25 protein-coding genes are annotated in these 25,063 nt (G+C 43.4%); 16 read left to right on the top strand and 9 right to left on the bottom strand.

From position 1 onward, the window contains the following. Window positions 1-10 precede the first annotated feature (10 nt). The gene (locus HYN43_RS01465) at window positions 11-337 is read left to right on the top strand and encodes a hypothetical protein (RefSeq protein WP_119407761.1); all 327 of its coding nucleotides are present in this window, start codon (window positions 11-13) and stop codon (window positions 335-337) included. Between the two features lie 291 nt (window positions 338-628). Here the strand turns inward: HYN43_RS01465 and HYN43_RS01460 are convergent, their stop codons facing one another. The 5 genes from HYN43_RS01460 to HYN43_RS01435 form a co-directional block, all read right to left on the bottom strand. After that, a complete protein-coding gene (locus tag HYN43_RS01460) occupies window positions 629-1,798 on the bottom strand; it encodes an RsmB/NOP family class I SAM-dependent RNA methyltransferase (RefSeq protein WP_119407760.1) in 1,170 nt (389 codons plus the stop codon). Then, the gene (locus HYN43_RS01455) at window positions 1,795-3,054 is read right to left on the bottom strand and encodes an ABC transporter substrate-binding protein (protein ID WP_119407759.1); all 1,260 of its coding nucleotides are present in this window, start codon (window positions 3,052-3,054) and stop codon (window positions 1,795-1,797) included. Before HYN43_RS01455 ends, HYN43_RS01460 begins: the two co-directional genes overlap by 4 nt. After that, window positions 3,011-4,540 carry a glutamine-hydrolyzing GMP synthase gene (guaA, locus tag HYN43_RS01450; RefSeq protein ID WP_119407758.1) on the bottom strand — a complete coding sequence of 510 codons (1,530 nt, stop codon included), beginning with the start codon at window positions 4,538-4,540 and terminating at the stop codon, window positions 3,011-3,013. The genes HYN43_RS01455 and guaA overlap by 44 nt, the downstream gene beginning before the upstream one ends. A 381-nt stretch (window positions 4,541-4,921) precedes the next feature. After that, the gene (locus HYN43_RS01440; RefSeq protein ID WP_119407756.1) at window positions 4,922-5,881 is read right to left on the bottom strand and encodes an SRPBCC domain-containing protein; all 960 of its coding nucleotides are present in this window, start codon (window positions 5,879-5,881) and stop codon (window positions 4,922-4,924) included. 266 nt (window positions 5,882-6,147) lie between these two features. Next, window positions 6,148-6,507 (bottom strand): hypothetical protein, encoded by a 360-nt coding sequence (locus HYN43_RS01435; RefSeq protein WP_119407755.1) that lies wholly within the window; start codon window positions 6,505-6,507, stop codon window positions 6,148-6,150. A gap of 153 nt (window positions 6,508-6,660) precedes the next feature. Here HYN43_RS01435 and HYN43_RS01430 point away from each other — a divergent pair, with 153 nt between their 5' ends. Next, the gene (locus HYN43_RS01430) at window positions 6,661-6,996 is read left to right on the top strand and encodes a single-stranded DNA-binding protein (RefSeq protein WP_119407754.1); all 336 of its coding nucleotides are present in this window, start codon (window positions 6,661-6,663) and stop codon (window positions 6,994-6,996) included. Between the two features lie 255 nt (window positions 6,997-7,251). Here HYN43_RS01430 and HYN43_RS01425 read toward each other — a convergent pair whose 3' ends face one another. Together HYN43_RS01425 and HYN43_RS01420 are read right to left on the bottom strand one after the other, a co-directional pair. Continuing rightward, window positions 7,252-8,307 carry an agmatine deiminase family protein gene (locus HYN43_RS01425; RefSeq protein ID WP_119407753.1) on the bottom strand — a complete coding sequence of 352 codons (1,056 nt, stop codon included), beginning with the start codon at window positions 8,305-8,307 and terminating at the stop codon, window positions 7,252-7,254. Between the two features lie 292 nt (window positions 8,308-8,599). After that, on the bottom strand, window positions 8,600-9,469 hold the full coding sequence (locus HYN43_RS01420; RefSeq protein ID WP_119407752.1) for a carbon-nitrogen hydrolase: 870 nt from the start codon (window positions 9,467-9,469) through the stop codon (window positions 8,600-8,602). A 320-nt stretch (window positions 9,470-9,789) separates the two neighbouring features. Here HYN43_RS01420 and HYN43_RS01415 point away from each other — a divergent pair, with 320 nt between their 5' ends. From HYN43_RS01415 to HYN43_RS01390, 6 genes are all read left to right on the top strand, one after another. After that, complete coding sequence (locus HYN43_RS01415) at window positions 9,790-10,749, top strand: lysylphosphatidylglycerol synthase transmembrane domain-containing protein (RefSeq protein ID WP_119407751.1); 960 nt, start codon at window positions 9,790-9,792, stop codon at window positions 10,747-10,749. A 103-nt stretch (window positions 10,750-10,852) separates the two neighbouring features. Next, a complete protein-coding gene (locus HYN43_RS01410; RefSeq protein WP_119407750.1) occupies window positions 10,853-12,631 on the top strand; it encodes an aromatic amino acid hydroxylase in 1,779 nt (592 codons plus the stop codon). 164 nt (window positions 12,632-12,795) lie between these two features. Beyond that, complete coding sequence (locus HYN43_RS01405; protein WP_119407749.1) at window positions 12,796-13,500, top strand: SDR family NAD(P)-dependent oxidoreductase; 705 nt, start codon at window positions 12,796-12,798, stop codon at window positions 13,498-13,500. A gap of 66 nt (window positions 13,501-13,566) precedes the next feature. Further along, complete coding sequence (locus tag HYN43_RS01400) at window positions 13,567-14,997, top strand: PAS domain S-box protein (RefSeq protein ID WP_119407748.1); 1,431 nt, start codon at window positions 13,567-13,569, stop codon at window positions 14,995-14,997. A gap of 12 nt (window positions 14,998-15,009) precedes the next feature. After that, window positions 15,010-15,549 carry a hypothetical protein gene (locus HYN43_RS01395; protein WP_119407747.1) on the top strand — a complete coding sequence of 180 codons (540 nt, stop codon included), beginning with the start codon at window positions 15,010-15,012 and terminating at the stop codon, window positions 15,547-15,549. A gap of 110 nt (window positions 15,550-15,659) precedes the next feature. Then, window positions 15,660-17,093: a DUF4932 domain-containing protein gene (locus HYN43_RS01390; protein WP_119407746.1), complete on the top strand. Its 1,434-nt coding sequence runs from the start codon at window positions 15,660-15,662 to the stop codon at window positions 17,091-17,093. A gap of 7 nt (window positions 17,094-17,100) precedes the next feature. Here HYN43_RS01390 and HYN43_RS01385 read toward each other — a convergent pair whose 3' ends face one another. After that, window positions 17,101-17,340, bottom strand: a complete 240-nt coding sequence (locus tag HYN43_RS01385; RefSeq protein WP_119407745.1) for a hypothetical protein — start codon at window positions 17,338-17,340, stop codon at window positions 17,101-17,103. Window positions 17,341-17,354: 14 nt separating this feature from the next. On the opposite strand from HYN43_RS01385, the gene HYN43_RS01380 reads away from it, so the two are divergent. Beyond that, window positions 17,355-17,765 (top strand): LiaF transmembrane domain-containing protein, encoded by a 411-nt coding sequence (locus HYN43_RS01380; RefSeq protein WP_119407744.1) that lies wholly within the window; start codon window positions 17,355-17,357, stop codon window positions 17,763-17,765. A 93-nt stretch (window positions 17,766-17,858) separates the two neighbouring features. Here the strand turns inward: HYN43_RS01380 and HYN43_RS01375 are convergent, their stop codons facing one another. Continuing rightward, a complete protein-coding gene (locus tag HYN43_RS01375) occupies window positions 17,859-19,064 on the bottom strand; it encodes a hypothetical protein (protein ID WP_119407743.1) in 1,206 nt (401 codons plus the stop codon). Window positions 19,065-19,282: 218 nt separating this feature from the next. Between HYN43_RS01375 and HYN43_RS01370 the strand changes: the two genes are divergently transcribed. From HYN43_RS01370 to HYN43_RS01340, 7 genes are all read left to right on the top strand, one after another. Next, window positions 19,283-20,134 carry a LiaF transmembrane domain-containing protein gene (locus HYN43_RS01370; protein WP_119407742.1) on the top strand — a complete coding sequence of 284 codons (852 nt, stop codon included), beginning with the start codon at window positions 19,283-19,285 and terminating at the stop codon, window positions 20,132-20,134. 39 nt (window positions 20,135-20,173) lie between these two features. Next, complete coding sequence (locus HYN43_RS01365; protein ID WP_119409211.1) at window positions 20,174-20,509, top strand: DUF4288 domain-containing protein; 336 nt, start codon at window positions 20,174-20,176, stop codon at window positions 20,507-20,509. Window positions 20,510-20,530: 21 nt separating this feature from the next. Continuing rightward, the gene (locus HYN43_RS01360; protein WP_245447115.1) at window positions 20,531-21,565 is read left to right on the top strand and encodes a sensor histidine kinase; all 1,035 of its coding nucleotides are present in this window, start codon (window positions 20,531-20,533) and stop codon (window positions 21,563-21,565) included. Next, window positions 21,562-22,308 (top strand): LytR/AlgR family response regulator transcription factor, encoded by a 747-nt coding sequence (locus HYN43_RS01355; protein ID WP_119407741.1) that lies wholly within the window; start codon window positions 21,562-21,564, stop codon window positions 22,306-22,308. The genes HYN43_RS01360 and HYN43_RS01355 overlap by 4 nt, the downstream gene beginning before the upstream one ends. A gap of 173 nt (window positions 22,309-22,481) precedes the next feature. Then, complete coding sequence (locus HYN43_RS01350; protein WP_245447113.1) at window positions 22,482-22,985, top strand: Crp/Fnr family transcriptional regulator; 504 nt, start codon at window positions 22,482-22,484, stop codon at window positions 22,983-22,985. Between the two features lie 74 nt (window positions 22,986-23,059). Then, window positions 23,060-24,031 carry a quinone oxidoreductase family protein gene (locus HYN43_RS01345; protein WP_119407739.1) on the top strand — a complete coding sequence of 324 codons (972 nt, stop codon included), beginning with the start codon at window positions 23,060-23,062 and terminating at the stop codon, window positions 24,029-24,031. 244 nt (window positions 24,032-24,275) lie between these two features. Further along, complete coding sequence (locus tag HYN43_RS01340; RefSeq protein ID WP_119407738.1) at window positions 24,276-24,983, top strand: L,D-transpeptidase family protein; 708 nt, start codon at window positions 24,276-24,278, stop codon at window positions 24,981-24,983. Window positions 24,984-25,063: the final 80 nt, after the last annotated feature.

Genomic DNA, 25,063 nt, shown 5'->3' with positions numbered 1-25,063 from the left:
ACCTAAACCGATGGAAGAAGAAGTAAAAAGAAAAGCTTACCTGGAAGCTTCAAGATTAAAAAATGCGGGGCATGATAATGAAGTAATATATGCCCGATTAGAAAAACAGGACGTTCCTACGGAGTTGATAAAGAAGATACTGATTAATTTAACAGTTCAAAAAGTACATGACGTTAACGCGGAGCGAAAACCATTTTTCAATTTAGCATTGGCTAAGATAGGCATAGGAGTTGCTTTAGCTGTTATATGTATGTTTGTTGCACCCGGCCAAACCATTTTACCCATTGGACTAATAGCGGGCGGTATTGTTGCAGCCGCGATTAACAAACCGGTTTAATCTTCATATCGGCGGCCAGAGGCAATACTGGTCGAAGTTTAGCGATAGCGTAACTTCGACCTAAAATGTCGGAAGCATTCTGCTTCCGATGCACGACATTAAATATCCATCCGAATTTAAAAAACTCAAATAGAACGCACTAAAGTTAAGCTGAAAGCTTAACACAGTTTAGGTCGAAGTTACGCTATCGCCAAACTTCAACCAGAAATCGGAGATTTAGCATATCGTCGGCCAGAGGCCGTGAAATAGTTGCCACCCGGCTGGAGCCGGGCGGCGGCGGGGGGGGTGTTTTTAAACAACCGGAGGGCTCAACCTCGCCACAAACATCGTATCCGCTTTCCGCTCGTACCCTTTCAACACAGCTTTCTCTTCCAATTTCAACCCTAATTCACTCACCAAATAATCCACCACATCTTCATTCTCCCCCTTAAAAGCCGAACAGGTGATGTAAATAAGCGGCTTACCCGGCTTAAGGTATTTCACCACGTTTTGAGCGATACTTTTCTGTAGCTTTTGAAAAAACTCAATCTTATGCGCATCAAACTGGGCTATCATTTCGGGCGTACGCCCCCAGGTGCCTGAACCGCTGCATGGCGCATCGAGGATAATGCCATCGAAAGCGTAATCATGCATTAGAGAGTCTATATTCTGAGTAAGATCAAGGGCTTTTTTTTGATACTTGGTGAGGCCTGCCAATTGAAAACGTTCATCCAAATTGGCTAATATCGACTCACGGATATCGGATACTACCAGTTTAATATTCGGCTCATCTTCATGCAGTAAAAGCGATTTACCGCCCGATGCCGCGCAGGCATCCCACCAGCTATCCCAGCGCTGTGGTTTAAAATAGTTGCCGGTTTGTTGTGAGGAATAATCCTGCACCTCAAACCAATGTTGTTTGGCAAATATGGTTTCCAAACGGGTGCCATTAGGCAGGGAATAGCAGCCGTTGCCTTCATCTTTAAATACCACCTGCGCTTTGGTTAATTCGGCTTTAACCAAATGGTCGTAACCATTGCGCACGCGGATAAACAGATCGGGCTGGCAGAAAAATGATTTCAGGAAGGCTTGTTTATCGATCCCCTCCGAAAGTTCGTTACTCCAGGGGAAAACATCTTCGAGTTTAAAATCAGGATGAGTGGTTTTTACGATGGCAATTTTATCGTCATCACTAAAACCAACACAGGCAGCCCAATCGGGCTTAAAGTTTTGCAGGAAGGAATTGAGTTGGGTATTACACAGAAACTCGGCAACCATCAGGCGCTCATCTTCGGGCAAATCGGGCAGTGCCCGGCCTAACCTGAAGTAGTTGTACACCAACCTGCTGGCCACTCTCCTATCCGTAGAGCCCATTTGTTTGTTTTGACGATAAAAGCCTGGTAAAAATTTACTTAGTGGCGTATCGGCCGGGTATTCACCCAAAATTCGCTGAAACGTTTTAAGCTGATTTATAGCCTTCATTCTACCTGTTTTAACTCAAAGTTAGTGTATGTTAATATATTTACATGGGTATTTACCCACCCCAATGCAGGTTTCTTTATAAAATGGAAACTGTTGTGCAGTCCCTTAAAATCAGTTTGCTCAATATCGGCCAGGCCTTTATCAGCAAAAAGCAACTTACCGAAATACAAACCTTCATCAAAACCCTTTATGGCGTATTCGGTCGGTTCAACGTGGTAAGCCTTGCGATAGTTGCGTAAAAATGTAACTGTCGCGCCCGATTTGTAGTTTATTTTTTCGGAAGAGGTGATATGCGTATGCAAACGCTCCAAAAGTTGCGGTTTCAGGAAGCTGAACTTCTCCCAGCTTGGATGCCCGAACAGTATTACCGGGTAATGTTTGTTCAATGTATCCAGCGATCGTAAGGTAACACCAAGGAAAGCCTGATCGGTAGCGGGCACCACAAAAACATTTTCCTCGGTTTTGGAGAGCTGTGGTAACAAACTGCTCAAATTTCCCCGTACAACAAACAGGCTTATTATTTTAACCTTCTTTTTAGTGAGGCTATCAATAGCTTTTTTGAAGTTAACAGCATAGTCTTTTTCCTGGCTAAAGCCCGAGCGAAGAATAAAGATTTTTTTAGGCTTAACCGTTTTGCTAATGTATTCGGCAGCACCCCAGGCATGGTACTCTAACGGTGGGATAACCGTTACCAAATTAGGCTTGTTTATAGTAGCCGGATTAGCAGGTGAAAGCGGTGACACAATAACGCCCTTTGAATATGATAGCGCGGCATTAAAAGCTCTTACCCCCTCGGGAAATACAGGTCCCACAATTAAATCTGCCGAACGAACAGCCGGATTTAGTGCAAGCGTACGCGTTTGCGTCGTTTCATCCTGCGAGTCAAACAATTGAAGCTTAAAATTACTTCCATCCGCGGTGAGCGAATCGAGAGCAAGTTTAAAACCCTGATAATACTCAACAGACATATTGGCCTTACTTAAACCTGCCGGGCTGTAGCGCTGTGCAGGGTTTAAGTGTTCCAAACCAAATGGCAAAATCATGGAGATAGTAGCAACCTTAGGCTCAGGAGCTTTCTCCGGTTGTTTTACAGGTGTGCTTTCGGGCTTTTTGGTAACGTTATCAACCGGCTTTTTTACGGTAGTTGCTACCGGCCGCACCTTTGGTGAACATGCGGCCAGTAACAATGCTATGGTAAAAAATAGTAACCGCTTATTCCCACTCAATAGTGGCAGGCGGTTTTGAGCTGATATCATATACTACCCGGTTAATTCCTTTTACGTTATTGATGATCTCGTTGCTGATTTTAGCCAGCAAATCGTATGGCAAATGACACCAGTCGGCGGTCATCCCGTCAACCGATTCAACAGCGCGTAAGCAGATCACGTTTTCGTAAGTACGCTCATCGCCCATTACTCCTACCGATTGTACCGGTAAAAATATCGCGCCTGCCTGCCAAACTTTATCGTAAACCCCGGCACTGCGTAAATTGTTTATATAAATCGCATCGGCTTCCTGCAAAATGGCAACTTTTTCGGGGGTGATATCACCCAGGATCCTGATAGCTAAACCCGGACCAGGGAAAGGATGGCGGCCTAAAATATTAGGATCGATACCTAAAGCTTTACCTACTTTCCTTACTTCATCTTTAAATAAAGTATTCAACGGCTCAACAACTTTAAGCTTCATAAAATCAGGCAATCCGCCTACGTTATGGTGCGATTTGATAGTAGCCGAAGGGCCTTTAACCGAAACCGATTCGATCACGTCCGGGTAAATAGTACCCTGGCCAAGCCATTTCACATCCTGAACCTCGTGCGCGGCATCATCAAATACTTCAATGAACACACGACCGATGGCCTTACGTTTCTTTTCGGGATCGGTTAAGCCAGCCAGCGCATCATAAAAGCGTTGTTTAGCGTCGATGCCTTTTATATTAAGGCCCATGTGTTTGTATGATTCAAGCACCTGCTCAAACTCATCTTTACGCAATAAGCCGTTATCAACAAATATACAGTGCAGGTTTTTACCGATGGCGTGGTGTAATAACACCGCAGCAACCGACGAATCCACACCGCCTGAAAGACCAAGCACCACTTTATCATCGCCTAATTTTTCGCGAAGGGCAGCAATGGTAGTCTCGATGAACGAATCTGGAGTCCAATCCTGTTTGCAACCACAAATGTCAACCAAAAAGTTTTGCAGCAATTGCTTGCCGTCAATACTGTGGGTAACCTCGGGGTGAAACTGGATACCGTAAGTTTGCGTACCTGTTACCTGGTAGGCGGCAACCCTTACGCTATCTGTACTGGCAATAACCTCAAAATTTTCGCCGATGCTCGCGATAGTGTCCCCATGCGACATCCAAACCTGCGAACCGCCCGGGATATCCTTAAACAACGGGTTTTCCTGGTTGATGTATTCCAAATTAGCCCTGCCGTACTCGCGGGTACTTGATGGTAATACTTCGCCGCCATGAAAATGCGCAACATATTGTGCACCATAGCAAACCCCTAAAATAGGGCGCGTAGTATGGAACTGCGCAAAATCAAAATGAGGCGCATCTTCCTGCCTTACAGAATAAGGACTGCCGGAAAGGATGATACCTTTTACGCTGCTGTCAATTTCGGGATAATGATTGAAGGGGTGGATCTCACAATAAATATTGAGCTCCCTGACACGGCGCGCTATAAGCTGGGTGAATTGCGAGCCAAAGTCAAGAATGAGGATTTTTTCTTGCATGGGCAAAGATAGGATTTTGATTTCGGAATTGGGAGTTGGGATTTCGGATTTTTTATTTATTGGGATTTTGACCGTTGATGTGTCTGAACCGGGATTTGGGGAGATTTTTTGGTTTAAGGGATTTTGTCTGAATCAGAATTTACAGAATTTAAGAATTAGCAGAATGGTGGCAAGTTATATTGATCTCTTGCGCTCATCTGTGATGAGTGCTTAATGTGGGTTCGCATCTGTGATGCGTGTCACGCGATGCAATCGCGAACCCATGTTAAGCACTCGTTTTTAAACGAGCGCAAGAAAAAAATCCTATTCATCCTACAAATCCCCCCAAATCCCGGTTCAGACAAAATCAGCGAAATCAACGTAATCAAAATAATCAACGGTTCAGGACTGATACGTCAACATCCAATTGATCCCAAACTTATCTGTCAACTCTGCAAAATACGCCCCGAAAAACATATCGCTCAATGGCATGCTCACCTTGCCTCCTGCCGATAGCTCGTTAAACAAACGCTCGGTTTCTTCCCGGCTTTCAGGCTCTACGTTGATGTGCATATTGTTGCCTGTGTTAAGCTTAAAGCCCATGCTTTCGGGCGCATCTGTAGCCATTAGCACATGGCCGCCCATAATCGTAAGTTCGGCGTGGATGATAAGTTTTTTATCTTCTTCTTTCATCTGTACCTCGGCAGGTAGTTCGATATCACTGAATCGGGTTAGTTTTTTACCGGTAAACTCGCCCCTGAAAACATCTTTATAAAAAAGAAAAGCTTCTTCAGTATTGCCGGGAAAGTTAAGATAAGTGGTAACCCTTGGTGCATTACTGGTTTTCATTTGCTTGCGGAGTTTGAAACCCGCGGCCAGGTAATCATCCAGATTGCTTAAGCCTGCCGTAAATCCTTCCTGGAAGCCCATGCCCACTATCTTTTCCAGATCGGTTAGCTGATTAAAGTAGATATCGATATTAACAGTAGTACGTTCACGTTCTCCTGTAAAATTCTTTTCCCAGTTCATAACAGGGAAATCGGTATCGGTTAGCCCTTCTTCATCACAAAAGGAAACCTCATTGGTTATTCTTTGCGGGATTACAATAGTTTTAAACTCTTCCTTACACCACGAGGAATGCTCGGTATGCTCCGGGCCAACCATCTGGTAGAGCCAACGGCCACCTTCCCTGAAATCCATTTCCTTGGTTTCGGCCCTGTATGGCTCTGGAGCCCACCACTGGTCGAGCATTTCGCTTTCCGTCCAGGCGCGCCAAACAAGGTCAAGCGGGGCATCAAAGGCTCTTACTACGTTTAGTTTTTTGTTTTGCAGATCTTTGGTGAATACGGCTTCGTTTGTCATTACTGTTTTATTTTAGGTTTGATTGAGTTATCTAAACTGGCATAAACGATTACATATTTGCAACCATTTGATTGCAAATATAAACGCAACCAATCAGTTGCAGAAATTTATTTCAAAAAACCTTGATTGGTAGAATGTCTGAACTCGAATTTGGGGGAATTATTTGAATTTTTCGAATTTGCCTAACATTCTAATAATTCACCAAATTCGCTTAATTCGAGTTCAGACAAATTATTGACTACTTATAGTAAACTGCCAACTGAAAACTACTCCCCTCCTCTTTTCACCAACAAAACCTCATCGTTATCCAACAACAAATACCCGTACTCATAATTAAAATAATAGGTTGAGCCGTTTTTTGTTTGATAAATACTGGTGATATAATCAAAATCAAAACCTTTGGCCGTAAGTTTTTTTCGGGTAGTTTTGGTTTTTCCGGTTGGATTCAGTTCTTCCAGTATCCGCCGGTTGCGCTTTAAGGTGTTGTTGATATTACGCACCAGGTTATAGCTGTTGCTGTTAAGCTGGTTATTATAATTATTGCGGCACAGATCGTTACAAAACTTTTTATCGGCACGACCTTGCAGGGGCGTACCGCAATCTAAGCAAACTCTTTCCTGGTTCATACTATAAAGGTAGGCATTTAATTATCCGTTTGCAAACGCTTACAAACGGATACTATCGACTATAAACGGTTAATAACCGGGTAATTTTTCTTCCCCTCCCCACCTTTGTATCGTTAACTCAAACGAATCAAAAAACATTTAAATAATAAAACGATGAACTCATTAAGAAACAGTGTACGCCTGGTAGGCAATTTAGGCATGGATCCCGAAGTAAAAGTTTACGATACTGATAAAAAGATGGTACGGCTATCTATAGCCACCAACGAAACCTATAAAAACGACAAGGGCGAAAAAGTAACAGATACCCAATGGCACAACCTTGTTTTTTGGGGGATGCAGGCTAAAATTGCGGAGGACCTGTTAAAAAAGGGCGATGAAGTAGCCATTGAAGGGAAACTAACCAATCGCAGCTATACCGATAAAGAAGGCATTAAGCGCTACATATCTGAAGTAGTGGTTAATGAATTTTTGAAAGTTGGCCGTAACTGAAGAGCAGGTGATTTGAAACAAAAACCTGTTGGGCGATGGGGCGCAAAGCCGGTAAATGATATCGGGATGGTACCTCCGAAAGAATAACCAGGTAACCCTGTCGACTGATATTTCAGGGGGCAAAAAATTAACAGCAACATTGACAATGGCGTATACACACGCGGCTTTAAACCTAAACCTTAGCTTATCACAAAGCTGTTGCCGGTGTTGTTGTTATAAAAAAGCCCTCCTTTTTAGGGTAGGGCTTTTAAAATCTTATTCCGGTTCCTGCTGACTCAGGCAGTGGAAACTGCCCAGCCCCCAGATAATATCCGTACTATCAATCCCAATCACTTTCCTATCAGGAAAGCATTGCGTTAATATATCAAGCGCCTTATCATCATTTTTTGAACGATAGGTAGGTACAATCACCGCCGAATTAGCAATATAAAAGTTAGCATATGATGCCGGCAAACGGGTATCGTCGTAAATAACCGCATCCGGCATCGGCAGTTCAACTACGTTTAATTGTTTACCATTAAGCAGGCGCATAGTTTTCAGCGCTTCGAGGTTTTCCTGCAACAGGTGGTAGTTATCATCATTCTTATCTTCCTCAACAACGGTAACTACGGTATCCTCGTTTACAAAACGGGTGATATCATCAATATGACCATCAGTATCATCGCCAACAATACCGTCGCCCAGCCAAAGGATCTGCTCGGCTCCATAATAGTTTTGCAGGTAGCTTTCTATCTGCGCCTGGTTTAGGTGCGGGTTACGGTTTTTATTGAGCAGGCAGGCAGTGGTAGTTAAAATAGTGCCTTTCCCATTAAAATCAACCGAGCCGCCTTCCATTACAATGCCCGGATTAAATACCGGCAAACCGAAATGATTACCAATTTTGGTAGGGATCACATCATCCAGATCGAACGGAGGATATTTACCTCCCCAGGCATTATAGCCCCAATCAACAATAGCCTTTTGTTTGGTAGCCGGGTTAATCAAAAACGCCGGACCATGATCGCGACACCAGGCATCGTTGGTTGGAAATTCAAAGATCTCGATCTTGTTCAAATCCACACCGGCGTTCTGCAATTGAAAAATTACAGATGCTTTCATGTCGGCATCGGCTACGTTGATGCGCACCAACTCACCGTCGGTAACAACCTTTATAAATTCGATATAAGGCGCGTAGATGGTATCTATTTTGCCCGGCCAGGAAGCTTCTTTATGTGGCCAGCTTAGCCAGGTAGCGGTATGCTTCGCCCACTCGGCAGGGAAGGAAAAACCTTGTGAGGCAGGCGTTAGTATGGTTGAAATTTGTTGACTCATAATTGGTTAATGCAAATGTAAGTGTATTAAACTATAAAACCCGTCATTGCAGTAAGCTACGCCTGTGAAGGGTATATAACGTTAAGCGGGCGGGCCTGTCACCCTGAGCTTGTCGAAGGGTCGCGCGCAGAGGCCCTGCCCACCATGCTTCGACGGGTTCAGCATGACACCCAGTTTAAACTTGTCTTGGGTAAGAACGAAGCAATCCCCAATTAGCAGAGCGACTCTGTATAGTTTGGGATTGCTTCGTTCCTCGCAATGACGGGTATATTATAACCGTAAACTAAAAAAATTAATCCTCGTCCAATAAACGTTTAGTGATTGGCTGATAGCTGTCAATCCTCCTATCACGTAAAAACGGCCAGTGGCTCCTATAATAATCCGATTTATCTAAATCCAATTCCCGTACAATAACCTCTTCCTGATCGTGAGTGGTTTGGTGGATAATAGCACCAAACGGATTAGCAAAGAATGAACCTCCCCAAAATTTAACGCCGGCTTCTTCACCTACACGGTTAACGCTTACCACATGTACACCATTAGCTACCGCGTGCGAACGCTGGATGGTTTGCCATGCGTTGTACTGCTCAACGTTGGTAGCTTCGTCCTGCGTAGTAGCCCAGCCAATGGCAGTTGGGTAAAATAAAACATCAGCACCCATCAGCGCAGTAATGCGGGCTGCTTCAGGATACCATTGATCCCAGCAGATCAATACGCCGACGCGGGCAAATTTGGTATTGAATACCTTGTAGCCCAGATCGCCGGGGGTGAAGTAAAATTTTTCGTAAAAACCCGGATCATCGGGGATATGCATTTTGCGGTATTTGCCTAAGTAAGCACCGTCGGCATCAAGTACCGCTGTGGTGTTATGGTAAACGCCCTGTGCACGTTTTTCAAATAATGATGCAATGATCACTACGTTAAGTTCGGCAGCAACCTTCGATAGCTCGTCGGTTGATGGGCCGGGAATGGCTTCAGCCAGCTTAAAATTGTCGTAGTTTTCTTCATCGCAAAAATAAAGGGAGGTAAAAAGTTCCTGTAAACAAACTATTTGCGCGCCTTTTTGGGCGGCTTCCCTTACCTTAACAATTGCCTTTTGCAGGTTCTGCTGTTTATCAGCAGTACAGCTCATTTGCACTATACCAACTTTTACTTTACTCATCTCTTGAAAATTTGCGCAAAAATAACACTTTGTTTGTTAGGATTACACCGGTTTTATATTATGATTTCACAGATTACCTTACGATTACATAACCTGTTTTAACTATTTATTTTACAACTATTTAAGCCTTTTGCTGTAATAATTTAAAACATGGGCTGCAAATATTCTCCGGTTAGCAGCACCAAAATCCTCCTCAGGCACCATGCCGCAATAATTACCTCATTTACTGGTTTTAATGTTTGTGAAAACAAAATGAAGTTTTTTTGTTAATTGACTATCCGATACATCGAAATAAAAAAATAACATAGCTTTGCAGCCGAATGACACAAACAGAAGACATCATTGACGAAGGTGCCGAACATAAAACCTGGAAAGGTAAACTTTGGGGCGTTGTAAAAGTAATCCTGATCATTGTAGTAACCGGCGGCCTGCTTTACTATGTTTTCAGCAAAGTTCCGTTTGCTAAAATTAAATACCGCCTGGCCCATGCCGATCGTGCGTGGCTGGCTGCTGCGATAGCCTGTTATGTTGGCTCGATGCTGTTTTCATCATGGCGCTTGCTAAGCTACTTTAAATCTATCGGCTTACGGCTCGACTGGCGTTTTAACCTCCGTCTGTATTTCCTTGGTTTGTGTTATAACGTACTGTTACCGGGCGGTATCGGCGGCGATGGTTACAAAATTTACCTGCTGCACAAACGTTACGGTTTGCCAACCAAAAAAGTTTTCTGGGCTATCCTGTTCGACAGGCTGAGCGGTTTTTGGGCGATAGGTGCCATTGTAGTAGGCCTCATTATTTTAATACCAAGTTTCCCTTATCACCTGGCCTGGCCACTTAGCATAGTATCGGTTGGTAGTGTGATTTATTATTTTGTAGCCCGTAAGTTTTTTAAAGAATACACCCACAACTTTGTCCAGGCACATTTAAAAGCCATTGGTGTACAGAGCATGCAATTACTTTGTATTGTTTGCTTACTGCTTGCGCAGGATTTTAACGGCAAATTTGCGCCATACCTGCTATCATTCCTTTTCTCATCCTTAGCGGCAATTATTCCGTTTAGTTTGGGCGGCGGTGGTATCCGTGATGCATTGTTCCTCACATTGGCCCGCCAGTTTAACCTTGCCGAAGACATGGCGGTTTACCTGAGTTTTGGTTTCTATCTTATATCAATTATGGTGGCTTTGTTTGGTGTGTACTATGTACTCGCCCCTAAGCGTTTGGATGCCGGAATTAAGAAAAGTGAAGAACCAAAAGACGAAAATCACCCGATAGAAGAATAATATTCTGTTTTATTGCCCATTTTAAAATAATAACCTGAAACTTGTTTTCATGGCAACCATCTGCTAAACTTGGCGTTATTATATCATAAACCGCCGTTTATCCATGAGCCATTTTAATGATTTTAATAACCCGCAGGTTGCGGCATTGCCCGGTCATTTAAAACAATTTATAGTTGATCAGCATTACGAGCACTACACCCCTATAGATCATGCAGTGTGGCGCTACGTAATGCGCCAGAATTATAGCTACCTTAAAGATGTAGCCTACTACCCGTACATTCCCGGGCTGCAAAAGGCCGGCTTAACCATCGAGCAGATCCCTAATTTACAGGAGATGAACGATGCCCTGGGTAAAATTGGCTGGGGAGCCGTTACAGTAGATGGTTTTATCCCTCCGGCTGCTTTTATGGAATACCAGGCCTACCGGGTATTGGTTATTGCTGCCGATATCCGCCAGTTAAAGCATATTGAATATACGCCTGCGCCCGACATTATTCATGAATCGGCAGGCCATGCGCCAATTATTGCTGATAAGGATTACCACGAATATTTAAGCTATTTTGGTTCGATTGGTGCCAAGGCCATGTTTTCGGCAGAGGATTTTGAACTGTATGAAGCTATCCGCGCGCTATCTATATTGAAAGAAATGCCGGATGCTGATGAGCAGGAGATTATAAAAGCCGAAGCCTATGTGGCCTACTGCCAGGAAAACATGGGCGAACCATCAGAAATGGCGCTGCTAAGCCGCCTGCACTGGTGGACCGTGGAGTATGGTTTGATCGGTACATTAGAACAACCTAAAATTTATGGCGCAGGCCTGCTTTCCTCCATCGGCGAAAGTTCAACCTGTATGCAAAAAGATATTGAAAAACTTCGGTACACAATCGATGCGGTGAAATACTCCTACGATATTACCAAGCCCCAGCCGCACCTTTTTGTAACGCCCGATTTTCAAAACCTCATCAACGTATTGGAAGAATTTGCCTATACCATGGCTTTCCGCAGGGGCGGCGTTTTCGGACTGCAGAAAGCCATCGACAGTAAAAACACCTGTACGGCGGTCTATACTTCCGGCTTGCAGGTATCAGGTACGTTTACCGATTTTAAAACAGGCGCCGATGGCAAACCTTATTTTATTAAAACAACCGGAGCAACGGCTTTGGCGTTTGCTAATAAACAACTGAAAGGCCATGATAAAGGCTACCACAAGGATGGTTTTAGCTCGCCGGTTGGGAAATTGAAAGGATATGATAAAGACCTTGAAGATTTCTCGGCAGAAGAGCTGAAAGTAGCGGGGATTGAAAAAGGCAACTCCGCCAATCTTCAGTTTGAAAGCGGAATCAGCCTAACCGGCAAAATAAAAAACATCCTTATTGAAGGTGATAAGACCATCCTGATAACTTTTGTTGATGTGACTGTTACTGATAAAGATGGCTCGGTATTGTTTGATCCTGCCTGGGGTGTTTATGACATGGCTGTTGGAAGCGAGATCACCTCGGTATTTTGCGGCGCTGCCGATAAAGAGGCTTATGAAGATATCGCCTACAAATCAAAAACAGAAACCCACCACCCTGCTTACGATCAAAAAACTAAAGAACTGCATAAGCTTTACCAGCAGGTACGCGATTGCCGAACTAAGCATGCCGACTACGGCTATCTTGGCAACGTATGGCAACAACTACAAAAAGATCATCATGACGATTGGCTTTGCGCGTTAGAAATTCTGGAAATACTGGACCATGAAGATATCGAGCCGGTAATCTGTGCGGAGATCAGAAGTTTCCTGGAGCAAAAGGCTACCGGCGAGCCTGAATATAAAAAACTGATAAATGATGGTTTTTATTTGATCAGGCATCCGGTTGAGCAAAAATTGGTAGTTTAGCAATTCAAACACCGCGTCATTGCGAGGAACGAAGCAATCCCCGATTAGTAGAGTGACTATAAAAGTCCCCTGTAAAGTTCGCGATTGCTTCGTTCCTCGCAATGACGTGTGGTAATAAAATCCGTTTAACACAATCATTCCCCCTTTAGGGGGTTAGGGGGCATATGAACATCATAATAACAGGCGCAAGCAGCGGCGTAGGTTTTGAAGCTGTAATTGAACTGATCCTATCGGGCAGTAATAAAGTGATTGCCCTGGCGCGTTCGCAGGATAAGCTGGAGCGCTTATTGGAAATAGCCCATGGCCTTAACCCGGATTGCCAGTTGTTTGCCTTAAAATTTGATATTGTGCACGATGATTATGAAGGCCTGCTGCAGTTTATAGCATCGCATTTCGATAATCGTGTTGATATCCTGGTCAACAATGCAGGTGTACTCATCAACAAACCTTTCACCCAGCTTTCCGAGTCGGATTTTGTGGAGATGCTGCAAAGTAATTTCATCGGCCATGTAAGGGCTATTCAATCCCTGTTGCCTTTAATCCCCTCGGGCGGCCATATTGTAAATATCGGTAGTATGGGCGGCTTCCAGGGGAGTGCCAAATTTCCGGGCTTAGCGGCTTATTCGGCCAGTAAATCGGCCTTGCATACGTTAACCGAGTGTTTGGCGCAGGAACTTGCTGAGCAAAATATCAAAGTAAATTGCCTTGCCTTAGGCTCGGCCCAAACCGAAATGCTGGAGCAGGCTTTTCCGGGTTATGAGTCGCCGGTTATGGCTTTTGAAATGGGAAAATACATTGCCGATTTTGCCTTAACAGGCAGCAAATTTTTTAACGGAAAGATAATACCTGTGGCTGCAACTACCCCATAAAATATTATGTAATATCATAAACATTTTTATAACTTAGTTATTATAACTATGTTAAGAGTTTAGCGTATGAATGCCAAAATCATATCACTGTTTACGCACTCAAAAGATGTTTTTTTTGTGATGGATATGGATGGTATCATTCTCCATACCAACCAGGCTTTCCGCAACACTTTTAATTATACCGAACATGACCTTGCCGATTTAAATTTCGAAGCAATCTGCCACCCCGCCGATAAAGAGCGCAAGGAAGAAAACCTGGGCAGTTTAATGCGCGATAAAAAGCTGGTGGGCTACCAAAGCCGCATAAAAGCAAAAGACGGTTGTTATTTTAGTATGATCTGGTCGTTAATATTAGGCGAGGATGAGAACCTGATTTACGCAACCGGCAATGTACTTGCCGCCGCTCCCTGCGAGCCCGGCCACGATATTGTACAACATACCATTCAAAGCCTTAACGAAGGTTTTGTAGTGCTTGATGCCGGTTGGAATATAGCCGGTTATAATCCGGCTTTCCAGGCCATGGCCAACCTTGAACATGCCGCATTGCAAAAAGTCAATTTTATGCAAATTGAAAGCCTCGGATTAATTGACCGGGTAGCGGAAGCATTTTCGCAGGCGTTGGCCGAAAATAAATCAGTACAGGTACAGTATTTAAACGCACATTCAAACAGCTGGCTTCGTATCAATATCTATCCATATAACCGGCAACTGGCGGTTTTTGTGCGTGATATTACCGAAATAAAAATGCAGGAATGGGTATTAAAGCTTGAAAAAGATGTACTGGAATTAAACGCCTCAACCCAAAACAGCCTTGCCCAAAATACTGCCGAACTGCTTAAAGGCATAGAAAACATTTTTCCGGAAATGCTTTGTTCGGTTTTGGAAATTGATGATCATGATAAGCTGGTTTCCCTTGCCGCTCCAAGGTTACCAAAAGCTTATTGCGATTTGATAGAAGACATGCCCATAGGGCCAAACATTGGCTCGTGCGGTACAGCGGCATTTCATCGTAAACAAATTATAGTAAGCGATATCGAAAACGATCCCCTTTGGGCAAACTACAAACACCTGGCCCAACCCTACGGTTTAAAAGCCTGCTGGTCTACCCCGGTTATCAGTTCGAAGGGGGCAAAAGTGCTGGCAACTTTCGCTATTTACTATCATGTTTCGCGCGAACCTACAGAACTTGAATTAAGTATAATTGCCCGTACCGTTAATATTTTGCGGGTGCTGATTGAAAGTAAACGAACCGAAGAAAGCATTATGGAGCAAAACCACAGGCTGCAAACCATTGCCAATATCAGTTCGCACGAGTTGCGCCGCCCGGTTGCAACCATTATGGGCCTGGTTAATTTATTTGATGATGAGGATCTGCAAAATCCATTGAATAAAGAGATCATGACCCACCTCGATACCACATCTCAAGAGCTGGATGGAGTAATACACTCTATTGTAGAGCGCACTGTTTATATCAAGGCCAGCGGTACGGATGATTAACTAACGAACTTAATGATTGGATATATTGTTAAAGAAGCTATGCAACAACAGTTGACTGATGCAACTGTAAGCCTGCTTGCTATGGCACGTGAACTGACCTGGAACAAAATTTCAGACAATTGCTTGTATATAATTTCGGAAGAGGAAGAAAACAATTTAAATGCTAAGGAGAGCCGTAAAATCAGAAAATCGTTAAACGACAAAAAAAAGCCGGAACAGTTATCGGCTTTAATGCCGAAGCTAAATGAACTTTTCCCCAATCTGCACAACATTACACTCTATATCTACCGGGCTGAGCCGAATAAAACTGTAATAGAAATTAGTTACTATCCCAAATCACTTTTGCATCCCCTGAATTTTGAAGAGTTAAAGGATGTACCCTCAATGCTACATTGCCAAGTAGCCATCCCAAATTACGCCGATGCTATAGTATTAGGAAAAGAACAAAAATTCAACATTAACTGGCCACTCGCCCCCATCGATCATCGCTTAAAGGAATTTTGGCACAGATTGAAATACAAATATCACAAGTTATTAGAGGGTAATATATAGACAGTTAATAAGCCTTTGTAACATTTTTAACCCAAGCAACATTTCCTTACACAACAATATAAATTATTGCACCGGTATTTGTACATTGGGAATCTAATACAAAATAACCTATGCGCCTTTTATTCACATCTCTTTTTCTATTTCTTTTTACCACCGTATTTGGTCAAACGCTTACCGAAACCTATCCTAAAACATTATTTTGCCCCGATGATACCGTGAGGTTCGCCATATCGGGCTTTCCGGGCAGCGATCCTTATTGCGTTAGCACCAACAAAACCAGTCCGGGTAATGATGCCGCACCCGGCTCCTATTTTACCTTATATTATGGTAAAGATTCTGTTAGGTTTTATTATCATAATAAACTGCCTTATGCTCAAATCATTTTCGTTAACCTGCAATCGCCAAAGGGCAAAAGCACTTTAAGGCTTCATTTTAATGATTTGTTCAGTTACTTCCCCAAGGCTTACAGGACTAAAAACCTTAACAATGTGCAGTTTGATATCCCCGAACCTTATGAACTGGCCAATATCATCTGGACACTATCGCCTGCGGGGCAAAAGGCTACCGATTTAAACAAAACCGGCGATTATTACAACCGAGTGGTGGATTGGTTTAAACCCTATATGAATCACCCCATATTTAAAGCGCTTGCCTTTCCGGATAGCCTGTATTCAAACAAATACTATGAATTCAGGGAGAATAGTTTTGCCTTTAACTTTCAGGATACTACCTCAGGTTCATCAAATGCAAAGCTGTTATTTAATGGTCCTTACTATTATGTTTTCGGAGATGAACTGGCCGACAGTAGTTTATTTGGAAAGTTAAAACCACTGATTGAGGATTTTGCCGTAAAATCAAACTTCCGGAAGTTTTACAAGCAAAACCTGCCGTACTACAGGCAGCAGCTTGCCCGGCAAAAGGAACTGCTACCGGTAAAACAGATGTGGGCCTGGATGGAAAATGAATTCCCGAAGCGTAAATATCAGTCGTACCGTGTAGTTTCGTCGCCTCTTATCGGCGGTTCGCACAGTACGCAGCGCTATTCGACTTTCGACTATGATAAGAAAAAACCTTTTGGCGAAAGTGTAATGTTTATTTGCGGAACCGACAGGTACGACAACGATAAAACCCTCACCGAAAAACAACGCGAAGGCCTGATGACGGGTATTGTATTTACCGAAATTGATCATAACTATGTAAACCCGGCAACATCACAATATGCCAAACAAATTGACAGCATATTTTCAAAACGGCAGATCTGGGCAAAAGCAGGCAACAGCAGCGATTTTTACGGCAGCCCGATCAGTGTGTTTAATGAGTATATGACGCATGCCGCCTTTTGCCTGTACATTGCCGATAGCTATGATAAACCGGTAGCCGATTTTGTGATAGCCAAACGCGAATCATTAATGGTTGACCGCCGCAATTTTGTCCGCTTTAAAGAATTTGACCAGGAGTTATTACACCTCCATCGCGAAAATAAAAACCTAAAAACCGTTGAGCTTTACCCCATGATAGTGGCCTGGTGTAAAACGCAGCAATAAGCTTAGCTTAAACAAATACAAGAAAACCACCGGTGCAAAGTATCACCGGTGGTTTTCCCCATCTTCGCTTTCCTGCTTCCTGAATCTCGCTTTCCTGCTTCCTGCTTATAATCTCCTGCCACTTACCGCTGCCACTCAATCCCGTTCCTTTTTCACCGCCTTTATCCACCACTTTACCGACATCTCCCCCAACATCGCCAACTATTGGTTGACCGCCCTGCCCTGTTGCTGTAGTTTTGGGTAACATTAAAACTTAAAACAATGAACAACGATATAGCAACCCCTCAAGCAAATAACAAAAATGGCAAGGTCATGTTAGGGGTAATTTTATTAGCAGCAGGCGCTTTATTACTGGTTGATCAGTTTAACGCTTTTATTATTCCCGATTGGTTGTTCAGCTGGCCAATGTGGTTTATAGCATGGGGTGCCATTATGGGCGCTAAGCACAATTTTCAGAAACCATCATGGATTTTTATGATCCTTATAGGTATCATCTTTTTAATAAACGAAAATGTACACAATGCCGATAACATTACCTGGCCGGTAGGGCTGATTGTATTAGGCGCCTGGATTGCCTTGCGCCCTGCCAAACAAGCCGACCGTGATTTTTGGGAAAACAACGAAAAAGCCAAACAACAATTCAATTTCGAAGAGCCTAAAACCGAGGCTTAAAAGCAATCAACCCATCATATATATATTGAAAAACCGGGGCATTTTTAAAAAGCCCCGGTTTTTTTGTTGATATGCAGATAAGTTGTTAATTGTTTACCGGCTAATATAAAACCACTGTATTTTTAAAAGCCCGGGCTTCAAGTTTACCTCAACCATATCGCCAACCTTAACTTCATTGTAAAGCGATTTGCTAACCTCAACTTCCTCGCTTTCTTTTGGGCCCCATTTACTTAGCGTTAAATTGTACGAAGTGTGTTTACCTGTCGAGATCCGTTGGCTCATTACCTGTGCTGCATAAACTTTGGGGGCTGCGTAATCAAAATTGCAATTAACAATAACAGGCGCCGTGAAACCATACAACAAAACAAATACTACGGCAGTAAGCCAGGTGGTTTTGTTTGAACGGGCTTTTTCTTTTGCGCCAATCAATATCACCACAAACAAAGCTGCCAAAATAACTGCCACCGTACCGGCAGGCAAAAGCACATCTGCAAAACGTGCCGGTTTAAAATCAAGTAACGTCCTTATGAACAATCCCACCACCGGCAATACCAGGGCTGTACCTAACGAAGGGTATACAGCCTCTTTTTTATTATCGCCATTGTAAAGCGTAACTACGTCTCTTTTTAAGAAAAACACAAACATCACCGCCAAAGGCCATATTAAACCTGTTAAAATAGCATAATCATAAGGTTTAGGATAAGCGAACATCCAGATACATATTGCAGTAGCGGCATAATTAAAATATGAGCAGAATTGCTTTAACCGCTTCAGCTCGGCCAGCCTTTCTTCGCCTGTAAAGCCGAAGCTGTTATCGTTTTGGATCTCGTTTAGTTCGGCCTGCTGTAGCTCGGCATCCAGGTCGCGGCAGTTCATGGTTACCCATCTCCATATTTCACCGGCGTCTGCAAAATAGGTATAATCGGCCAGGCTTATTTTTTTATCGGATTTGTTGACGGGTTTAATGGTTAGCCTTTTACCCTGCACAACAGTATACCCTTCAATATTGGGTAACAGTAATTCTCTGCTGCTAAAGTACCCCACCCTTTTTACGCCTCCATTATTGAGTATAATTTTAGATGCCTTTATTTCGAAATAAAAATATCCGCTTATTGCAATCAAAACTAACCCGATTACCAAAAGCCACCAGTTTTTATCGGCAGTTGCCGTATAAATTGAGTAAGCACCGGCAAATAACAAAGCCGTAATAAAGATGTACAAAAATATTTTCCACCCGATATGTAAGGTGTATTCCTTTTCAAACGCCATGCCCCGTACAGGGCCAAATTCCTGGTTCATTTTTTATGATAAAGTTTAGTATGTGGTTATTTTGTGATAAAAACCGTTGCAACTTACAAATTTTTATTTTTGCCGCATGTTAATTTATCAAACACAAACTTTTTCACCGTTAAAATATCCCCTTTCACCGAGAACTTGAAATATGCCGCCAGTTTTTGTTTGCCCCAACTATAATGTTACCTTAGTTTTGGATATGATTTCAATTTGCAGATAATACAATGAACAACGATATAGAACATAAAGATCCTAACAAAGGCAAGGCTGTTGCCGGGATCATTTTACTTGCTGTAGGCGGCATCTTGCTGTTGCAGCAATTCCGCATATTCTTCATACCCGATCATATCAGTTTATGGCCCGTTTGGTTAATTTTCTGGGGGGTATACATAGGTTCGAAACACAACTACAAAAAAGCATCGTGGATTTTACTGGTGGGCCTGGGCACCATATTCCTGATAACCGAAAACATTCCGCATTCGGGCCGCATAGTTGGGCCTTTAGCGGTAATAGGCTTTGGCATGTGGCTGATATTAAGGCGTAACAAACACTTTGATCCGCAGGCATGGAAAAACGAGTTTAAAACCAACGACTGGGACAAATGGGGCAAAAAAGAAGCCTACAGATTTGACGAAACCGGCAATGTTGATTATACCGTAAAAGATGAAGGCGATGTACCTCCGGCTGATGACCCTTATGCACAGAAACAACAGCAATACAACTCCAAATATTCGGGCGATGATTATATCGATACCGTATCCATATTTGGCGGGGTTAACAAAACCATCCTCTCAAAAAATTTCCGCGGCGGCGATATTGTAAACATATTTGGCGGTGCCGAGCTTGATTTTACCCAGGCCGATATTAACGGACGCGTGATTATTGATATCACCCAGATTTTTGGCGGTACCAAAATCATCGTACCATCCAACTGGCAGGTAGTATCAGATCTGGCAGCAGTTTTTGCCAGTGTTGATGATAAACGCATCCGCAGCACCGCCAGCGTGGGCAGCGAAAAGGTACTGGTGCTTAAAGGGGTATCCATATTTGCGGGCGTTGATATCCGCAGTTATTAATTAAACCGATCAGGGCTATTAACAATAATGATAAACAACATGAACTGGTACGTAGCAAAATTAGTTTTCAGGGTGATAAGCGGCGATGGCGACCATCAGGCGCAGTTTGATGAACAATTACGTTTGATTAGTGCGGATAACGAATTGGTAGCCTATGAAAAAGCAACCCGCATTGGCCATGCCAACCAGGATAGCTTTAAAAACATCGAAAAGCAAACCGTAAAATGGCAGTTTATTGATGTGGCCGAACTTAACCAGCTGCCCGGGCTTACCGATGGCACCGAACTATATTATAACATACACGAAACACCCGATGCCGACCTTTATATTGCCTGGGCACATCATAAATCGGCACTATTAGGCGTTAGGAACTAAACCTTAAACACATTATCAGTTTTGGAAATACCAAACATACAAACCTCAAAACTATACGCAGCATTTGTTGTGTGCGGCCTGGCATGGGCTGCGCTGCAAACTTATATTATCCATAGTTTTGGTTTTGTTTGGTTTATTACCATAACCGATGGTTTACTTAGCGCCGTGCTGCTATCCTGCGCCTGCTGGCTTATCAACAATAACCTGCGCTATTATCAGCCGGGCAGGGGTAGTTATATCAACCTGTTTATATGGTGTGTTGCCCTGGCGGGGATTTGCACCGCAGGCTGCCGTTATTTGCTGCCGCTGATCAATACCGACCAGATTTATAATAATTTCCTGTCGCAATCGCTCATTATTCGCTTTTTTACCGATTTTTTGGCTATCGGCTGGATGGCCATGATCAGCTTGCTATGGTATTCGCAGCTTGACCAGAAGGAAACCCTTAAACGCAAAACCGAAGCTGAACAACTGGCCCGCGAGGCAGAATTATACAACCTGAGGCAACAACTGCAGCCTCACTTTTTGTTCAACAGCCTTAATTCCATCAATGCGCTTATCGGCTTTAAACCCGATGAAGCGCGCAGGATGATTCACCAGCTATCCGACTTTTTGCGGGGCACCCTGAAAAAAGACGATCAGTTACAGGTTTCCTTAAATGAGGAACTTGCTCATCTTAACCTTTACCTGGATATTGAAAAAGTACGTTTTGGTCACCGTTTACAAACAGAGATTAGCTGCGATGCTTTATGCGGCACCGCTACCTTACCCTCCATGCTGCTGCAGCCACTGGTTGAAAACGCCATAAAATTTGGTTTGTACGATACCATTGGCGAAGTAACCGTAAGCATCCGCGGCGAAATTGAAGATGGTTATTTAACTTTAATGGTTCAAAACCCGTACGATCCTCAAACATCAAAACCTAAAAAAGGTACCGGTTTTGGTTTGCGGGGTGTACAACGTAGATTATATTTGCTTTACGCCCGCAACGATTTGATGGAAACCCACGCGAGCGATGATCTGTACACAACCATTATAAAAATACCGCAGCTATGAAGCGAGCTTTAATTATTGACGACGAACCTTTGGCCCGCATGGTAGTAAGGGAATACCTGCTTGATTTTAAAGAAATAGAACTGATACAGGAATGCAACGACGGCTTTGAAGGCCTCAAGGCCATTCAGCAACACCAGCCCGATTTGGTTTTCCTGGATATCCAGATGCCTAAAATAACCGGCTTTGAAATGCTTGAATTGGTTGAGCAGCCCCCTGCTGTAATTTTTGCCACCGCCTTTGATGAGTATGCCATAAAAGCTTTTGAAGCCCATGCGGTTGATTACCTGTTGAAACCCTTCAGCAAGGAACGTTTTAATAAGGCGGTTGAAAAGTATCTGTCGACAGCTGCACCCAAACCTGCCGTTAAACAAACCGAAGAACTGCTGGAAACTGCTGCCACACAATCGCCGGCACAGCACGAACGGATTGTGGTAAAAACCGGCACCAAGGTAAAAATCATCCCTGTAGCCGATGTAGAATACCTGCAGGCCGATGATGATTATGTAAGCGTGATAACCAAAGAAGGTTCGTATCTCAAAAACAAAACCATGAGCTTTTTTGAACAAACGCTCGATCCTAATTATTTTGTGCGCGTTCACCGTTCATACATTGTAGCTATCCAGCAAATTACCCGTATTGACCCGTATGAGAAGGATGCACATTTAGCTATCCTGAAATCGGGCGCCAAGATTCCGGTTAGCAAAACCGGGTATGTGAAATTGAAACAGGTGTTGGGGATATGATCAGCCCCACCCAAACCCTCCCCGGAAGGAAGGGCTTTAGAATATTTTAATTAAAAAGTCTCCCCTTCCGGGAGAGATTTAGAGGGGGCTAAATGTTTTTTCACTTCAAAGACCAATTCCCGCATTTAAATTTGTATTGGGACAAATACCTCCCCCATCAAAAACGGCTTGAAATGCCGGCCAAAACCGTGTTGCTTGAAGAAGGAAAAATATCCCAACAATATATTTTTATTGAAAAAGGCTGCGTGAGGATGTTTTTTAACAGCAATGGCGATGAAAAAACCGTCCAGTTCTTTTTCGAAAACGAAGGACTAACTTCGCTCGAGAGTTTTGTAAACGGCACTCCCGGTGCTTTCACCGTCGAAACGCTTGAACCTTCAATAGTTTACCTGCTCCATAAAAAACACGTTAACCGGTTAATGGACGAGATAAGCCACGAGCCAGGCTTTTTAAAAATGATGCTCCGGATCTTCGCCCGAAGACAGATGCATTATAATAATGAGTTGATCTCATTTATCCGCGATACACCAGAGCAACGTTACCAAAATCTTTTAAACAACCGCCCTCATATTGTACAGCGCATCCCTCAACACTACATTGCCTCGTATCTTGGGGTGAGTACGGTACACTTAAGTCGCATTAAAAATAAACTGGCCAAAGGCAAGCCTCATTTTTAACTTGATAACATATGTTATCGCTGCCGCGTGGGCATGCTCATAATTTTGTCTCATCACACAAAAAGAGATAAATTATGAAAGCAGCAGTTATATATCAAAAAGGCAACATGCCTCAATATGTTGATTTTGCAGAGCCGGCAGTTTACAACGATGATGAACTATTGGTAAGCGTTAAAGCAGTAGCTATAAAACACTTTGATAAGGGCCGGGCAGCAGGTACACACTATTCAAGCGATGCACCTCAAACGGGCGGAAAAGTGCCGGGCGGCGACGGCGTTTGCCTGCTGCCCGATGGTACCCGGGTTTACGCCATTGGCGAAAGTGGTATGCTTGCCGAAAAAGCTGTTATTAATAAAAGCAGGATAGTGAAACTGCCCGCCGAACTGGATGACGCCACGGCCGCCGCACTCCCCAACGCTGTTATTGGCGCGGCGATGGGCTTAAAGTTTAAAGCCGGAATCCAGCCTGGCGATGTGGTGCTGATAAACGGAGCTACCGGGTTTACCGGACGGGTAGCCGTACAGATAGCGAAGCATTATGGTGCCGGGAGGGTAATAGCTACGGGCAGAAACCAGCAATCATTGAACGATTTACTTGCGCTTGGTGCAGATGAAGTGATCTCCGTTTTGCAGGATGATGAACAATTTACCAAACAGATAAAAACGATTCATGAACAGACGCCCATTGACGTGGTTATTGATTACTTATGGGGACATACCGCCGAAATGATTTTGACCTGCCTGAAAGGAGGAGGCTCCTTCACTAATCGTATCAGGTATGTATCAGTTGGCAGCATGGGTGGCGATCTTATCCAATTATCGGCAGCTAATATGCGAAGTGTTGATTTACAATTGAGCGGCTCGGGGCTCGGGGCCTGGTCAAAACAACAAGTGGCCGAACTTTTCCGGGTTATTCTTCCTGAAATGTTTCATTTAGCTGCAGATGGGAAACTTAAAATTGAAACGATAGCTGTTAAATTGGAAAATATAGCCGATTTGTGGGAGCTGGATGTACCGGGTGGTAAGCGGTTGGTGGTGACTATTTGATACCGCGTACTTACCACGATGTCATTTCGACGAGCAAGCGGGGAGATTGTAGGATAGAGAGAAGAGAAATCTTCTACACCATGTTTTCGAGAATAAAAATCCGCTTTGCAATGCGTAGACGATTTCTCCCTCGCCCCAACACTTATGTCTCAGCTGCTCAGTCGAAATGACAATTTTTATTTTTCCTCACCTTCATAATCAATCCTCCTGTTTTTCGTTATCCAATAAAAACCAATCACAATAAATGCCTAAGCTCATAGCCCTGCTGCTATCACTACTCTTAATAGCACCACCTAAAACCGGTATTCCAGATAGCAAACGTGCCAGTGATGTACGCGAAAAGGTGTGGCCCAAATTACAACAGGAACTTAAAAGTAAAGGATTCGCCAGCAATGGTCTACAGATTTACATCCGCATCATTAAAGATTTAAGCGCATTGGAGCTTTGGGCAAAACAAGGCAACAAATACCAGCTATTTAAAAATTACGAAGTATGCAGCTACTCGGGCGGTTTGGGCACCAAAACCCGCGACGGCGATGGTAAAAGTCCGGAAGGATTCTATACCATCCAGCCAAAACAACTTAACCCGGTAAGTAATTATTACCTGGCCATTAATGTGGGCTATCCCAATAAGGTGGAACAACTGAAAGGCTATACCGGCAGCGCCATTATGGTACACGGCCATTGCGAATCTATCGGCTGTTACGCCATGACCGATGCCCGGATTGAAGAAATTTATACCATGGTTTACCAGGCCTTTGCAGGCGGACAGCAGCAAATAAGGGTTGATATCTTCCCTTTCAGGATGGAAGAGGCACGACTCAAAACCTATGCCGCATACTACCCAAACCAGACTCCTTTTTGGCGAACTTTAAAACCTGGGTATGATTTATTTGAAAAAAACCGCATACCGGCAGAATATCACGTTAAAGGGAAAGACTATGCCTTTTGAACCATGATTTACTTGATTATTGGATGATCATGATATGATGTTGTTTAATTTGCACATCTTAAATCTACAGATCCGCACAT

It is taken from the genome of Mucilaginibacter celer (assembly GCF_003576455.2).
In the GTDB taxonomy this organism is placed as follows: Bacteria; Bacteroidota; Bacteroidia; order Sphingobacteriales; family Sphingobacteriaceae; genus Mucilaginibacter; species Mucilaginibacter celer.
The sequence above is the reverse complement of the archived record's forward strand: the minus strand, read 5'-3'. Positions and strand labels throughout refer to the sequence as shown.

Bases quoted from the DNA above. Each gene is read 5' to 3' on its own strand.
- HYN43_RS01455 (WP_119407759.1), bottom strand. From the start codon at position 3,054: ATGATATCAGCTCAAAACCGCCTGCCACTATTGAGTGGGAATAAGCGG.
- HYN43_RS01350 (WP_245447113.1), top strand. From the start codon at position 22,482: ATGCCGGCCAAAACCGTGTTGCTTGAAGAAGGAAAAATATCCCAACAA.
- HYN43_RS01340 (WP_119407738.1), top strand. From the start codon at position 24,276: ATGCCTAAGCTCATAGCCCTGCTGCTATCACTACTCTTAATAGCACCA.
- HYN43_RS01345 (WP_119407739.1), top strand. From the start codon at position 23,060: ATGAAAGCAGCAGTTATATATCAAAAAGGCAACATGCCTCAATATGTT.
- HYN43_RS01410 (WP_119407750.1), top strand. From the start codon at position 10,853: ATGAGCCATTTTAATGATTTTAATAACCCGCAGGTTGCGGCATTGCCC.
- HYN43_RS01385 (WP_119407745.1), bottom strand. From the start codon at position 17,340: ATGTTACCCAAAACTACAGCAACAGGGCAGGGCGGTCAACCAATAGTT.
- HYN43_RS01355 (WP_119407741.1), top strand. From the start codon at position 21,562: ATGAAGCGAGCTTTAATTATTGACGACGAACCTTTGGCCCGCATGGTA.
- HYN43_RS01400 (WP_119407748.1), top strand. From the start codon at position 13,567: ATGAATGCCAAAATCATATCACTGTTTACGCACTCAAAAGATGTTTTT.
- HYN43_RS01380 (WP_119407744.1), top strand. From the start codon at position 17,355: ATGAACAACGATATAGCAACCCCTCAAGCAAATAACAAAAATGGCAAG.
- HYN43_RS01440 (WP_119407756.1), bottom strand. From the start codon at position 5,881: ATGACAAACGAAGCCGTATTCACCAAAGATCTGCAAAACAAAAAACTA.
- HYN43_RS01465 (WP_119407761.1), top strand. From the start codon at position 11: ATGGAAGAAGAAGTAAAAAGAAAAGCTTACCTGGAAGCTTCAAGATTA.
- HYN43_RS01365 (WP_119409211.1), top strand. From the start codon at position 20,174: ATGAACTGGTACGTAGCAAAATTAGTTTTCAGGGTGATAAGCGGCGAT.
- HYN43_RS01435 (WP_119407755.1), bottom strand. From the start codon at position 6,507: ATGAACCAGGAAAGAGTTTGCTTAGATTGCGGTACGCCCCTGCAAGGT.
- HYN43_RS01390 (WP_119407746.1), top strand. From the start codon at position 15,660: ATGCGCCTTTTATTCACATCTCTTTTTCTATTTCTTTTTACCACCGTA.
- HYN43_RS01430 (WP_119407754.1), top strand. From the start codon at position 6,661: ATGAACTCATTAAGAAACAGTGTACGCCTGGTAGGCAATTTAGGCATG.
- HYN43_RS01395 (WP_119407747.1), top strand. From the start codon at position 15,010: ATGATTGGATATATTGTTAAAGAAGCTATGCAACAACAGTTGACTGAT.
- HYN43_RS01405 (WP_119407749.1), top strand. From the start codon at position 12,796: ATGAACATCATAATAACAGGCGCAAGCAGCGGCGTAGGTTTTGAAGCT.
- HYN43_RS01460 (WP_119407760.1), bottom strand. From the start codon at position 1,798: ATGAAGGCTATAAATCAGCTTAAAACGTTTCAGCGAATTTTGGGTGAA.
- HYN43_RS01415 (WP_119407751.1), top strand. From the start codon at position 9,790: ATGACACAAACAGAAGACATCATTGACGAAGGTGCCGAACATAAAACC.
- HYN43_RS01420 (WP_119407752.1), bottom strand. From the start codon at position 9,469: ATGAGTAAAGTAAAAGTTGGTATAGTGCAAATGAGCTGTACTGCTGAT.
- guaA (WP_119407758.1), bottom strand. From the start codon at position 4,540: ATGCAAGAAAAAATCCTCATTCTTGACTTTGGCTCGCAATTCACCCAG.
- HYN43_RS01425 (WP_119407753.1), bottom strand. From the start codon at position 8,307: ATGAGTCAACAAATTTCAACCATACTAACGCCTGCCTCACAAGGTTTT.
- HYN43_RS01375 (WP_119407743.1), bottom strand. From the start codon at position 19,064: ATGAACCAGGAATTTGGCCCTGTACGGGGCATGGCGTTTGAAAAGGAA.
- HYN43_RS01370 (WP_119407742.1), top strand. From the start codon at position 19,283: ATGAACAACGATATAGAACATAAAGATCCTAACAAAGGCAAGGCTGTT.